This window comes from Streptoalloteichus tenebrarius (assembly GCF_024171885.1).
Classification (GTDB): domain Bacteria; phylum Actinomycetota; class Actinomycetes; order Mycobacteriales; family Pseudonocardiaceae; genus Streptoalloteichus; species Streptoalloteichus tenebrarius.
The window spans coordinates 182122-196351 of record NZ_JAMTCP010000001.1 but is presented as its reverse complement, the minus strand read 5'-3'; the positions used below and the strand labels follow the sequence as shown (position 1 = coordinate 196351).

The 14230-nt window shown below is 74.0% G+C and carries 5 protein-coding genes; 4 read left to right on the top strand and 1 reads right to left on the bottom strand.

Annotation, left to right across the window (positions count from 1 at the left end; all coding sequences use genetic code 11):
- Nucleotides 1-101: 101 nt before the first annotated feature.
- Complete coding sequence (locus tag LX15_RS00705) at nucleotides 102-1016, bottom strand: esterase/lipase family protein (RefSeq protein ID WP_253667458.1); 915 nt, start codon at nucleotides 1014-1016, stop codon at nucleotides 102-104.
- Nucleotides 1017-2381: 1365 nt separating this feature from the next.
- Between LX15_RS00705 and LX15_RS00700 the strand changes: the two genes are divergently transcribed.
- The 4 genes from LX15_RS00700 to LX15_RS00680 are packed head-to-tail and all read left to right on the top strand — an operon-like array spanning nucleotide 2382 to nucleotide 14228.
- Complete coding sequence (locus LX15_RS00700) at nucleotides 2382-3992, top strand: MFS transporter (protein ID WP_253667457.1); 1611 nt, start codon at nucleotides 2382-2384, stop codon at nucleotides 3990-3992.
- 32 nt (nucleotides 3993-4024) lie between these two features.
- Nucleotides 4025-5794 (top strand): fatty acyl-AMP ligase, encoded by a 1770-nt coding sequence (locus LX15_RS00695; protein WP_253667456.1) that lies wholly within the window; start codon nucleotides 4025-4027, stop codon nucleotides 5792-5794.
- Entirely contained in the window at nucleotides 5791-12615 is a 6825-nt protein-coding gene (locus LX15_RS32115) for an SDR family NAD(P)-dependent oxidoreductase (protein ID WP_308213385.1), read from the top strand. Before LX15_RS00695 ends, LX15_RS32115 begins: the two co-directional genes overlap by 4 nt.
- The gene (locus tag LX15_RS00680) at nucleotides 12615-14228 is read left to right on the top strand and encodes an acyl-CoA carboxylase subunit beta (protein WP_253667455.1); all 1614 of its coding nucleotides are present in this window, start codon (nucleotides 12615-12617) and stop codon (nucleotides 14226-14228) included. Before LX15_RS32115 ends, LX15_RS00680 begins: the two co-directional genes overlap by 1 nt.
- The last annotated feature ends 2 nt before the right edge of the window (nucleotides 14229-14230 follow it).

Sequence of the window (14230 nt, the reverse complement as noted above, 5' to 3'; positions counted from 1 at the left end):
ACACACCGAGTGGCTCCGCCGGGGAGGGGCGGGGTCCCCGCCCGTCCCCGGCGGTGGCGTTTCCTCGCAGTGCGGATCAAGGTCTCATATCGCCGGCGGTCTCAACAGGCCGGCGGTCGGGCGTTGGCCGGGTCGAGCGCGTTCAGCACGAGCTGCGCGGTCGGCCGGTTGTAGGTGATCCCGACGTGTTCGGTTCGGTCGGACGGGCAGAAGTCCTGGAGGGTCTGGTTCGTCACGTTCGGCCCGGGAGGCAGGAACGCGGAGGTGTGCGGCGTGGTGATCTCGTCGTAGCGCGTGGCGATGTTGACGTAGCGCACGGACGGACGGGTGCCGCCACCGGCGTTGAGCGCCCTGAGGAAGTCGGAGTCCGCGATCTGCTGGAGGCACGCGGCGCATGGCCCGACGATCCCGGGGAACATCCGGCCCAGCTCGGCCAGTCCGTGCAGGGTGGTGCCCTGGTTGGTCGCGACCAGCGCGACGAGCGTGCCGACCTTCGCGGCGCCGCCGAGGTTGTTGATGTAGTACCGAGGCATCATCCCGCCCTGGGAGTGCCCGACGATGTCCACCGCGCTCGCGCCGGTGGCGGCCATGACCTGGTCGACGTAGGCCCTGAGCTGGCCCGCCGAGGTCGGGATGTCGCCGGTGCCCTGGATGACCTCGCCGGGAGCGCCTCCGTAGTTCAGGGCGAAGACGCAGTAGCCGCGTTCCTTGAGCCTGCCGGACAACCCCGCCCAGTTGTCGTACCGGTTCTCCCAGGTGCCGTGCACCAGCACCACGGGGCGGGGGTGCGCGGCGGACGGGCGGCAGGAGAAGTCGTTGGCGCCCGGCGGGTCGGCGGTCGGGTGGGCGACGGCGTAGGCGAACGCCGCCGGGAAGGTGTCCTGGGCCGGGCCGGGGTCCGCCCCCGCCGTGCCGGCGAGGAGCCCGGTCAGGGCGACGGCGGCGAGGGCCGTCCACCGGAGACGGCCGAGCCGTCCGAGTCGTCCGCGTCGTCCGCGTGCGGTCGCTCTGGTCATGGCGCTTCCTTCCCGCCCCGACCGGTACGCCGTGTCCGGCCCGGCGCGCGGGGCGGCGGGCAGTCGACATCGCACGATCCGCGCGGAACGCGTCGTGCCGAGGACGCCGGGAGCCGTCCCGGAACCGGAATTGCGACGAAAACGCGACGACGGTCGGGGGATTGTTTTCCGTCGGATGCGGGCATGCAGAGTGGCACGCTCGCCGAAATGGGCTCAATACTCCACCAGAGGTATGTCGGCGAGTGCCCGTGACACCGCCGCCCTCCCCTCACCGCGGTGACAGTTCCGGCCGCCGGACTTCGTCTCCTGGTGACTGTTCCCCGGGAACGTGACACGACCGCGACCGCGACCGGACCGTCATCGGCGCGTGGTCGGCGGCCAGAGTTGTCCGGCAGTACTGGAGTCCCTTCTGACGATGCCCGGCGGTGTTCAACGGCGTCCGGCGGTGTTCGACAGCACCCGGCCGTGTTCGACAGCACCCGACGCTGCCCGCCGGTGTTCGACGGCCTCCAGTCGTGTTCGACGGCCTCCAGTCGTGTTCGACGGCCTCCAGTCGTGTTCGACGGCCTCCAGTCGTGTTCGACAGCGTCCAGTGGTGTTCGACAGCGTCCAGTGGTGTTCGACAGCGTCCGGCGGTACCTGACGGCGCCGGATGACGAAGGTCGCCACCGCGACGGCCGAGGAACCCTGGCGATGCCCGGGAACAGCCGACGACGGCTGCGTACTGTCCCATTTCGGGTGGTCTACTCGGCTTGACGTCCGAGCAGGGCACTTTTTGTCAGACCCGCATGGGATGTTTGAAGTGGGGGGTCCCCCTTACTTCAGGCAGTAGTCGCGCGCGTGCGCGTGCTCCCGCACCGGTGCGGAACTTGATCATCCCGGGGCCTGGGCGCCCGACGTCGCCTCGGAACACCTGACCGCGCCGAGAAGCCAGACAACGCGGGGACACCTGACGACGCCCGAGGTCACCAGCGGCGCGGCAGCAGGCGGTCCACGGCGTCGAGCACGTCACCGGCGCGTGCTCGACGTCGCCCGACCCGAGCTGTGATCGTCATGCCCTCGGGAGCGCCTGTGACCTGCGGCACGACTGGTGCCTCTTTTCGCTGTCTCTGGTGAGCGCCCGCGCCCCTGGATTGTCACCCGGGTGACAGTTCCGCTCCGAGTAAGGCGTCCGAACGGTGTGGGGCGCCAGGCGCGTTCTTGCCCCGAATGAGGCGCCTGGGTAACCTCGCCGACACATTCGAGGGCGAATGCGAAGGAATTCGAAGCCCTCGCCGTCGTCCTTCCCCCACGTCGTCGCCGACGTTGTCGCCGCGTGCCCCGCGAGTTCTCGCCCACATCCCGACCGAAAAGGAGGTCGCGGTTATGGTCCAGACCTCTACGGCCCTTTTCCGACTGGCCGTCATGGGGTCGGCGGTGTTCGACGGCGGGTCGCGGCGCCGTCCCCGCCGTCTCGGCGGTGGGACCGGGCTCCCCCTCCCACCGGACGGCCGACGCTCCGCCGCGACGCTCGCCCTGGTCGCGCTCGTCGCGTTCGTGTCCACAGTGGACAACACCGTCGTGGTGGCCGCCGCGCCGACGATCGGGGCGGACCTCGGGATGGACCTGTCCGCCCTCCAGTGGCTGGGCATCGCCTACATGCTCCCGTACGGCGGCCTGCTCCTGGCCTCGGGAGCCCTGCTCGACCGGGGCGGCGACCGGGTCCTCCTCGCCGGGTTCGCGGTGTTCGCCGCCGGCTCCGCGCTCGGCGGGACGTCGGGCACGGCCGGGGGCGTGCTCGCCGCGCGGGTGGTGCAGGGGGTCGCGGCGGCGCTCGTGGTCCCCGGGACGCTCCGCCTGGTCCGCACCGCGTTGCGGCCCGGCCTCCGCGCGGTGGGCGCCACGGTGTGGACGGCCGCGCTGGCGACCGCGCTGGCGCTGGGGCCGTGGCTGGGCGGAGCGCTGGCCGAGCACGCGCACTGGAGCTGGATCTTCCTCGGGCACCTGCCGTTCGTCGTCCTCGGTGGCCTGCTGGTTCCCCTCGCCTCCGACGGCCGGCGCGGCCCGAGGCGTCACCCCGTTCCGGTCGGGAACGCGTTGGCCGCCACGGCTTCGCTGTTCCTGCTCACCGCCGCGGTCCTCGCCGCTACCGACGCCTCCGCCGGCATCGGGCGATCGCTGGCGTTGGGCGTCGCCGGTTGCGTCGCGGGGATCGCCTTCGTTCTTGGGGAGCGCCGCGCACCGCGTCCGCTGATCCCCCGACGACTGCTGCGCGAGCGCGCCTTCTCCCAGGCCAACGGCGTCCTTCTGCTGTGGGGCATGGGAACCAGCGGCGTCGTGTTCGCCACGCCCTTGGTGCACCAGGAGTTCCTCGGCATGAGCCCGAGCGCGGCGAGCCTGCCGCTGACGGCGGTCGCCGGCGCGGTCATCGTGACGACCCCGCTGGTGCCCGTGCTCTCCCGCCGGTGGGGACCGGGCAGGACCGTGGCCGCCGGCATGGCCGTCGTCGCCGCCGGGATGGGCGCGCTGGCGGCAGTGAGCCACATCCCGGAGGTTGGTCCCCGCTTGGTCGGTCTGGTGGTCGTCGGCGTCGGATCGGCCCTCACCACGCCGCTGACCGCGCACGCGCTTGACGCGGTCGCCGAGGACGACGCCGGCACGGCGTCCGGACTGCTGACGGCGGCCAGGGAGGTGTCGGGCGCTCTCGGGATCGCCGTGACCGGACTCGTGGTCTCCCTGGTGGGAGCGAGCCGCGCCGACGAGGGCGTCCCGGCGGGACCGGCGCTCACCCACGGCTACACGGCCGCTCTCGTGCTGGCCGCCGTGAGCCAGCTCGCCGGCGCCGTCCTCGCGTCGCGCATGCCGCGTCCCCACGCCCGCTCCCCCGCCGGAGAGCCCACGACGCCGCCCGCGACCTCCACGCCGCCCGCGTCCGCGGCGACCTCCGCTCCCCCCGCGCCCTCGGCGACCTCTGAGCCCCCTGGTCTCGGCCGATGACCCTGTTCCCCGCGCACGAAGTCGAAGGACCCATGAACAGTCACTCCCCCGACCCCGCGGCCACCCGGTCCGCGCCGCGCGAGTCCCTCGCCACCCTGCTCGACCGGTGGGCGGTCGAACAGGGCGACCACCCCGCACTGACCCACCTCGACCACTCCCGCGACCCCGGCGGGGTGGCCACCACCCTGACCTGGCGGGAACTCGACGCCATGGCCGCCGCCGTCGCGGCCAGGGTCGAGCACCAGACCGACCGGGGCGACCGGGTCGCGGTCCTGGTCGACCAGTCACCCGCCTACGTCGCGGCCTTCCTCGGCGTGCTCAGGGCCCGGCGGATCGCGGTTCCGCTCTTCCCTCCCGGTTCCCCGCACGACAGGCGGCTGGCCGCGATCCTCGGCGACTGCGCCCCCGCCCTGGTCCTGACCACGTCCCGCCTGGTCGACGACGTGGAGCGCTTCCGCCGCGACACGGGCTCGGGCGGGGCGGCGCTCGTCGTGGTGGACACCCTGCGCCCCCGGCGCGGCCACCCCCTCCCCGAGCCCCCGCACGCCGAGGAGATCGCGTACCTCCAGTACACCTCCGGGTCGACCAGGACCCCGGCCGGCGTGGTGCTGACGCACGGGAACGTCCTGGCGAACGCGCGTCAGGCCGCCGACTGCTACGGCGTGGAGCGCGGGCGGACCGTGAACGTGTCCTGGCTGCCGTTGTTCCACGACATGGGCCTGATGTTGGCGGTGGCCACGCCGGTGCTGCGGGGCACGCGGGCGGTGCTGATGGACCCCACGGCGTTCCTCGAACGCCCGACCCGCTGGCTCCAGGCACTGTCCGCCAACCCCGGCGCGATCACGGCCGCGCCCAGCTTCGCCTACTCCTACGCCGCGGGGCGTTGCTCGCCCGAGGAGCGTTCCCTGCTGCGGCTGGACGACGTGGTCACGCTCGTCGACGGCAGCGAGCAGGTGTCGCTGGCCAACATCGACCGCTTCCACGACACCTTCGGGCCCTGCGGGCTCCGCCGCGAGGCGCACCGCCCGTCCTACGGCCTGGCCGAGGCGACCGTGCTGGTCACGGCCAGCCGCGCGGGCACGGCGCCCCGGGCGCGGACCTTCGACGCGCGGACGCTGGCCGACGGCCACGCGGTCGCCGCCGTGGGCGTGGCCAGCTCGACCCTGGTCGCCTGCGGCCGTCCCGTCGACCAGCACGTGCGGATCGTGGACCCGCGCACCCACCGGCCGCTGGCCGACGGCAGGGTCGGGGAGATCTGGGTGAGCGGCCCCAACGTCGGCGTCGGCTACTGGGGCCGCCCCAAGGAGAGCCGGCGCACGTTCGGGCTCACCCTCGACGCGCCCGGCGACCCGCTCGCCGCCGGGTGGGAGGGACGCGGCTGGCTGCGCACCGGCGACCTCGGGGTCGTGGTGGACGGGGACCTGTTCGTGACGGGGCGGATCAAGGACATGATCGTGATCGACGGCAGGAACCACTACCCGCAGGACATCGAGCTGACGGTGGAGCTGGCGCACCCCGCCGTGCGCCGGCACTCCGTGGCCGCGTTCGCCGTCCCCTGCGACGAGGGGGAACGCCTCGTGGTGGTCGCGGAACGGGCCAGGGACGAACGGACGTGGTCCGCGCCGACCTCCGACGTGGTGGCCGCCGCCCGCTCGGCGGTGTCCGCGGCGCACGGGGTGTCCGTGCACGACATGTGGTTGCTGGAGCCGGGCCAGACGCCCCGCACGTCGAGCGGGAAGATCAGCCGCGCCGCCAGCCGCCTCCAGTACCTGGCCCACGCCCGGCGGAGCGCCGCGTCGTGAGCGGGGCGCCGGTGACCGAGGAGGAGTGGCGCGGGTGGCTGGTCGACCGGTTGGGCAGCCTGCTCGGCCGACCGGTCACCGAGGACGAGTGGGAGCGCCCGCTGCGCGAGTGCGGGGTGTCGTCCCGGGTCGCGGTGAGCCTGGCCGCGGAGATCGGACGGCGGCGCGGGCGGGACGTGCCGCACAGTCTGCTGTGGACGGTGCCGACCCTGGCCGGGCTGGCGCGGGAGCTGGCCGGGGCCGGCCAGGACGGGACGCCGGACCACCGCCCGGTGGCCGGCCAGGGCGAGCCCGTGGCCGTCGTCGGGTTGGCCTGCCGGTTCCCCGGGGCCGGGGACGCCCGCGCCTTCTGGTCACTGCTGCGGGAGGGCAGGGACGGGACCGGTGAGGTGCCGGCCGGGCGGTGGGAGCCGTTCGCGACGCCCCGCGAGCTGGCCCGCCTGCCCCGCAGGGGCGGTTTCCTCCCCGACGTCACCGGGTTCGACGCGGACTTCTTCGGGATCACGCCGAGGGAGGCCGAGGCCATGGACCCGCAGCAGCGCCTGCTCCTGGAGGTGGCGTGCGAGGCGCTGGCCGACGCCGGCATCCCCCGCGCGTCGCTGGCGGGCAGCGACACCGGCGTGTTCGTCGGGCTGTCCGCGACCGAGCACGGCCAGTGGGCCATGACCGACCTGGCCTCGGTCGACGCCTGGTCCAGCACGGGCGCCGCCGCGTCGCTGGCCGCGAACCGGCTGTCCTACGCGCTGGGGCTGCACGGACCCAGCATGACCATCGACACGGCCTGCTCGTCCTCCCTCGTCGCGGTGCACCAGGCGGTGCGCGCGCTGACCGGCGGCGAGGTGTCGACCGCGGTGGTCGGCGGGGTGAACGTCCTGCTCTCGCCGGCGGTCACGGCCAGTTTCCACGCGGCGGGCGTGCTGTCGGCGGACGGGCGGTGCCGGCCGTTCGACGCCTCGGCCGACGGGATCGCGCGCGGCGAGGGCTGCGGGGTGGTCGTCCTGCGCCGCCTGGCCGACGCCCGCCAGGCCGGGGACCGGGTGCTGGCGGTCATCCGGGGCAGCGCGGTGAACTCCGACGGGCGGTCCAACGGCATCACCGCGCCGAACCCGGCCGCCCAGCGCCGGCTGCTGCGCGACGCCTACGCGGTCGCCGGCCTCGCGCCGGCCACCGTCGACTACGTCGAGGCCCACGGCACCGGGACCCCGCTGGGCGACCCGATCGAGGCGGGCGCGCTGGCCGAGGTGCTCGGCGTCGACCGCGACCAGGGCCGGCCCCTGCTCCTCGGCTCGGTCAAGAGCAACCTCGGTCACCTGGAGGGCGCGGCCGGGATCGCCGGGCTGATCAAGGTCGTTCTCGCGCTGCGCCACTCGTTGATCCCGGCGAGCCTGCACGTCACCGAGCCGAACCCGCGCGTGGACTGGGAGGCGGGACGGCTGCGGGTGGTCACCTCGGCCGAGCGGTGGCCGCGCTACTCCGGGTTGGCCAGGGCCGGGGTGTCCGCGTTCGGGTTCGGGGGCGCGAACGCGCACGTGGTCGTCGAGGAGTGGCCGCGCCTGACGCGCCCCGACACCCCCGAGCCGCGGGACGAGCCGGGCGCTCCTGTCGTGGTCCCGCTGTCCGGGCGGACCGAGGACCGGCTGCGGGCCAGGGCCGGCGCGCTCGCGCGGTGGGTCGGTGAGGATCACGACGAGCGCCCGGCGCTGTCCGACCTCGCCGCCGCGCTCGTGCACGGGTGCGACGTGGAGCCGGTGCGGGCGGCCGTGGTCGTCCACGACCGGGACGAGTTGCGCGACGAGCTGCACGCCCTGGCCGAGGGGCGGCGTCCCGCGCGGAGAACGCGGCCACCGGAGTCCGGGCCGGTCCTGGTGTTCTCCGGCCACGGTTCGCAGTGGCCGGCGATGGGGCGTCGGTTGTTGGCCGAGGAGCCGGCGTTCGCCGACGCGGTGCGCGCGATGGACCCCGACTTCACCCAGCTCGCCGGGTTCGCCCTGTCCACGGCCCTGAACGGGGATCACCGCCCGGAGGACCTGGCGGTCCAGCAGCTCGGGCTGTTCGGCATGCAGGTCGCGCTCGCCGCGCTGTGGCGGGAGCACGGCGTGACGCCGGCGGCGGTGCTCGGTCACTCGGTGGGTGAGGTGGCGGCGGCGGTCGTCGCGGGCTGTCTGGACGTGCGGGAGGGCCTGCGGGTGATGTTGGCCAGGACGGCGGTGCTGGCCGAGATCGACGCGGCGGGGACGGGCGCCATGGCCGTCGTGGAGTTCTCGCCCGAGGAACTGGCGGGGCTGTCCCGCACCGCGCCGGACGTGACCGTCGCCGTCCACTCCTCCCCCACCCATCACACGATCAGTGGCCCGGCGGACCAGGTGTGCCTGGTGGTGGCGGAGGCGGAGCGACGCGGCCGGTTCGCGCGGCGGCTCGCGGTCGGCGGGGCCGGACACTCCGCCGCTGTCGCCCCGTTCCTCGACCGCTTCCGCGCGGTCCTTGGGACCCTGTGGCCCCGCCCCGCCTCCGTGCCGTTCTACTCCACAGTGGACCCCGAGCGGACGCCGGAGCCGGATGAGGAGTACTGGGCGGCGAACCTCAGGGAGCCGGTGCGGTTCCGCCAGGCCGTGGCCGCCGCCCTGCGGGACGGCCACCGGGTGTTCGTGGAGGTCTCGCCGCACCCCGTCGCGTCGTCCTCGATCGAGCAGACCGCCCACGCGCTGGGCGGCGGCGAGGTCCACGTGGTGCCCACGATGCGCCGTCACCTGAGCGACCGGCTCGACGGTTTCGCCGGCGCGTTGGCGCGGTTGTACGAGCTGGGCCATGTCGACGTCCTGCGTCGCCGGTACCCGCGCCGCGTCGTGATCGACCTGCCGCCGCCGACCTGGGAGCACCGTCCACATTGGATCCCTCGCCCTCGCGTCGCGCGAAGCCGCGCGGGACACCCGTTCCTGGGTGATCTGGTGCGCCCTCCGCGCGACGAGCGTCGGCTGCGTTTCGGCGACGTCGGACTGTCCGGGCACCCGTGGCTGGCCGACCACGCCGTTCACGGTGTCCCGGTGTTTCCCGGAAGCGGGTTCGTCGAGCTGGCCCTGAGCACGGCGCGGGATCTGGCTCCGGAGCGCCCGCGCACCGAGGTCCGGGACGTCGTGCTGCACCGGATGCTTCCCCTGACGGAACACACCGAGGTGTGCGTGTGCGCGGAGCCCGGCCCTGACGGTGCGGTCACCCTGACCATGTTCGGCCGATCCGGCGAGGACTGGGTGTTGTACGCCGAGGCCACCGCGGGCCCACTCCATTCATCCATTGTGGACGATCTGTCTCCGCGTCCAACGCCGGCAGGCCAGCGCGAATCACGGGACGTTTACGAGGTGCTCGACCGCGCCGGCCAGGTCTACGGCCCGGCTTTCCGAGGCCTGACGTCGGTGACCGCCACGGCCGGGTTCGCGCAGGCGCGAGTCCCTCGTCCTTCGGACGCGGACCGGTTCGTCCTCCACCCGATCCTCGGCGACGTCTGCCTCCACGCGCTGGCCGCTGCCGGCGGTGACCTGGCTGGTCAGCTCTGGCTGCCCATCCGCTTCGGGCGGGTGCGGGTTCTGGGAGACCCGCGACGGGGCGACGTGGTGCGGGCGTGGTTGTCCGCGGAGCCGGGCGAGGACGGCACGCGGTCGGGCTCGGTCCAGTTACTGGACGACGACGAGCGGGTCCTGGTCGACATCAGCGAGGTGACGCTCCGACCGGTGCGGCACGACGAGGTCGCCGCGTTCCCGCCCCACCTCGCCTACGAGACGACCTGGGCGCCGACCAAGCCGCCGAGTCCCCACTCCGTGCGCGAGGGCGCCTGGCTGGTCCTCCACGACACCGATTCCGACACCGATTCCAGCACCGATTCCGACACCGATTCCAGCACCGATTCCGACACCGATTCCGACACCGACACCAGCACTGACACCGACTCCGACACGAAGAGCCGGGACCTGGCCACGAGGATCGCGCGAGGCCTGACCGAGGCTGGCCACGCTCCCACCCTCGCTCCCCTCACCCGTGTGCCGGGCACGTCCCCCGACGGCCACGAAGGGAACGGGGACGGTCTGGCGGGGGTCGTGATCGTCGCCGCCGCCTCCCCGCCGCCCGACGCGGTCGCGGCGGCCAGGGAACTGGTGCTCGCCGCCGTGGACGTCGTGCGCCGGCTCGTCACCCCCGGCTCCGCCGCGCCCAGGCTGTGGCTGCTCACCCTGGGTGCGGCGGCCACCACCGCCGACGAGGCCGGCGAACCCTCCCCCGCCGCCCTGCGCGGCCTGGTCCGGGTGCTCGCCTTCGAGCACCCCGAGCTGCGCGCGAGCTGGCTCGACCTCGACCCGGCGGGCGACCTGGCGACGGTGGCGCGCGACGCCGTCCACGAACTCACCGCGAACGCCGAGGACGACGAGGTCGCGTGGCGGTCCGGTCGTCGGCTCGCGCACCGCCTGTCCCGCGCCACCGTCGACGCCCCGACCGTCGCCCCGGCCGTCGCCCCAGCCGACACCCCGGCCGACGCCCCAACCGGTGCCCCTTCGATCCGCGCCGGCGCCTACGTGATCAGCGGCGGGCTCGGTGGGCTCGGGCTCGCCGCCGCGCGGTGGCTCGCCGAGCGGGGCGCGTCCCGGCTGGTGTTGTCCGGCCGGCGGGCTCCCGGTCCGGACGCGGAGTCCGAGGTCGCCCGGTTGCGGGCGCGCGGTGTCGAGGTGGAGGTCGTCCTCGGGGACGTCGCCGAGCCCGAGGTCGCGCGGCGCATGGTGGCGCGAGCCACCGACGGGGGCATGCCGCTGCGGGGCGTCCTCCACGCCGCCGGAGTCCTCGCCGACGCCGCCGTCCTGTCGCTGCGTCCGGAGGACCTCGCCGCGGCGTGGCGCGCGAAGACGGAAGGCGCGCTCCGGCTCCACGAGGCCACGGCGAAGCTCGATCTGGACTGGTGGGTCGCGTACTCCTCCGCCGCGGCCCTGTGTGGTTCTCCCGGTCAGGCGGCCTACGTCACGGCCAACGCCTGGCTCGACGCGTTCGTCACCTGGCTCCGGGCGCGCGGACGTCCTGCCGTGAGCGTCCAGTGGGGCGCGTGGGGCGAGGTCGGCGGCGCGACCGGCCGGGACAATCCGCTGCTGGCTCCTCTGTCCACAGAGGAGGGTCTGGTCGCGCTGGGCGCGGTGCTGTCCTCGGGGAGGGGCGTGACCGGGATCGCTCGCCTCGACTTCAGTCAGGCACTGGAGCTGTTCCCCCGCCTGGCGACGCGCCCGTTCTTCGCCATGGTGTCCCGCGACCAGTCCACGCGCGGGGTCGGTTCCGCCCGGCTCGATCCGGAGGAACTCCATCGACTCGCCCCAGGGCGCGCGCGGGACCTGCTGCTGCGCCGGCTCACCGACGTGGTCGCCGACCTGACGCGCCACGACCCCGACCAGCTCGACCCGCAGGCGCCCCTGACCTCGCTGGGGTTCGACTCCCTGCTGGCCATGCGCGCCCGCGCGACGATCGAGCGCGAGAGCGGCCGGACCGTCCCGTTGCCGCTGCTCATGCGGGGCGCGAGCCTGAACGACCTCGCCGACTGGCTGGCGTCCGAACTGGGGCTGTCCTCCTCGCCGACCGGACCGGGGCCGTCCCACCGCCCGGGTCCGCTCCCCCGCGACCCGGCGGAACGGTGGGTCGCCCGGCTGTGGCGGGAGGTGCTCGGCGTCGAGGAGATCGCGGTCGACGTGCCCTTCGCCGAGGCGGGCGGCGGCCAAGACGAGCGCGCCCGCCTGCGAAAGCTGGCGTCGGAGGAGATCGGGCGAGACCTGACCGCCGAGGAGCTGTTCGCGGTCCCCAGCATCGCCGGCATGGCCGACGTCCTGCGGGCGGAGATCGACGGTCGCCGTGACCGGCACGACCAGCCGGTGCGCGTGCTGGCCGAGGGCGGGGGCGGTCCGACCGTGTTCCTGTTCCACCCCGCCGGCGGCCCCACGGAGGTCTACCGCCCCCTGGTGCGGCGGCTCGACCCCGCGGTGCGGTGCTACGGCATGGAACGCCTCGACGATCTCCACGACGTCGAGTCGAAGGCCGCCCGGTACGTCGAGCTGCTGCGGGAACGCCAGCCCGACGGGCCGTACCGGCTGGGCGGCTGGTCGTTCGGCGGCTGCCTCGCGTACGAGGTCGCCCGGCAGCTCACCTCGGCCGGCGCCGAGGTCGACCTGGTGTTCCTGATCGACACCATCCTGCCGCTCCCGTCGGCGGACCAGGCCGGCCACTCCGACAGCTCCCACGGTTCCCACGGTTCCCACGGATCCAACGGATCCAACGGATCCAACGGATCCAACAGTTTCGACGGCTCCCACGCTTCGGACGCCTCGGGCCACGAGGTGTCGGTCGCCAGGATGCGCCGGTTCGTGGAGCACGTCGAGCACGGCTACCGGGTCGACCTCGACCTCCCCGTCGAACACCTGGCGGCGCTGCCGGAGGAGGAGCGGCTCGACCTCGTCCTGCGGCGCGTGCGGGAGCGCGTCCCCGCCGTCACCGACGCCGTCCTCGAACACCAACGAACGTCCTATGTGGACGCCCGGGTCGGGGAGCGGTACCGGCCGGGCCGCCACACCGGGCGCGTCCTGCTGTTCCGCGCCGCCCAGCCGCACCCGCTCACCACCGCCCTCGACCCCCGCTACCTCCGGACCGACGCCGCCCTCGGCTGGGACGAGTTCTGCCCCGACCTGGAGATCGTCCCGGTGCCGGGGGACCACATCTCGGTCATCGACCCACCGCACGTCACCGTGATCGCGGACCGGCTCGCCGCCGCGCTGGGCGCGGTGGACCGGTCCCGGGGAGAGGAGAGAGCCTGATGAGCAGTGGCCCACCCCTGCTGCCGAGCACCGCCTACCGCATCGCCGACCTCGCCGCCCGCGAGGAGGAGGTGCTCCGCATCGCCGAGAAGCACGCGGCGGACCGGCAACACACCCGGGGGAAGCTCACCGCCCGGGAGCGGATCGACCTCCTGGTCGACCCCGGCTCCTTCTACGAACTGGACCGGTTCGCCCGGCACCGCTGCACCGACTTCGACATGGACGCGCAGCGCCCCTACGGCGACGGCGTGGTCACCGGACAGGCCACTGTGGACGGACGCCCAGTCTGCCTGTTCTCGCAGGACTTCACCGTCCTCGGCGGCAGCATGGGCGAGGTCTTCGGGGAGAAGGTGCTCAAGGTGATGGACCTGGCGATGAGGATCGGCTGCCCCGTCATCGGCATCAACGACTCCGGGGGCGCGCGCATCCAGGAGGGCGTGGTCTCCCTGGCCTACTACGCGGAACTGGGCCGCCGCAACGTCCTCGCCTCCGGCGTGGTTCCGCAGATCTCGCTGGTCATGGGGCCGTGCGCCGGCGGAGCCGTCTACACCCCGGCCCTGACGGACTTCGTGGTGATGGTCGACGACATCGCGCACATGTTCGTCACCGGGCCGGAGGTCGTGGCGGCGGTGACCGGCGAGAACGTCTCGGCGGGGGAACTCGGGAGCGCCGAGGTGAACAGCGAGGTCTCCGGCAACGTCCACTACCGCGCGACCGACGAGCGGGACGCGCTCGACTGGGTGCGGACGCTGCTCGGGTTCCTGCCCGCCAACAACCTTGACGAGTGCCCGGTCTACGCCAGCGCCGCGCACGACAGGACCGACACGGCCAACACCGAGGACGCGCTCACGCCCACCGACCTCGCGCTGGACCACCTGATCCCGGACTCCCCGCACCAGGGCTACGACATGGGGCGGCTGATCCGGGCGGTGGTCGACGACGGCGAGTTCCTGGCGGTGCAGGAGCGGTTCGCCCCCAACATCATCTGCGGCTTCGGCCGGGTGGAGGGCCGCACGGTCGGCGTGGTCGCGAACCAGCCGCTGCACCTGGCCGGGGTGATCGACATCGACGCCTCGGAGAAGGCAGGGCGGTTCGTGCGGTTCTGCGACGCGTTCGGCATCCCCCTGCTGACGCTGGTCGACGTGCCCGGTTACCTGCCGGGAGTGGAGCAGGAGCGCGCCGGCATCATCCGACGCGGCGCGAAGCTCATCTACGCCTACGCCGAGGCGACGGTCCCCAAGGTGACCCTGGCCGTGCGGAAGGCCTACGGCGGCGGCTACGCCGTGATGGGCTCGAAACACCTGGGCGCGGACGTCAACCTGGCCTGGCCGACGGCGGAGATCGCGGTGATGGGCGCGGAGGCCGCCGTGACCATCCTGCACCGGCGGCGGCTCCGCGCGACGGACGAGGCGGAGCGCGAGGCCGTGCGCCGGCGGTTCGTCGAGGACTACCGCCGCCGGTTCGCGACGCCCTACGCGGCGGCCGACCGGGGCTACGTCGACCGGGTCATCCGCCCGGCGACCAGCCGGATCGAGGTGGCCAGGGCGTTCCGGATGCTGCGCGACAAGCGGCAGGAGACGCCGGCGCGGAAGCACGGGAACATCCCGCTGTGACC

Coding starts and splice junctions, on each gene's coding strand:
- LX15_RS00705 (WP_253667458.1), bottom strand. CDS start 1,016: ATGACCAGAGCGACCGCACGCGGACGACGCGGACGACTCGGACGGCTC.
- LX15_RS00700 (WP_253667457.1), top strand. CDS start 2,382: ATGGTCCAGACCTCTACGGCCCTTTTCCGACTGGCCGTCATGGGGTCG.
- LX15_RS00695 (WP_253667456.1), top strand. CDS start 4,025: ATGAACAGTCACTCCCCCGACCCCGCGGCCACCCGGTCCGCGCCGCGC.
- LX15_RS00680 (WP_253667455.1), top strand. CDS start 12,615: ATGAGCAGTGGCCCACCCCTGCTGCCGAGCACCGCCTACCGCATCGCC.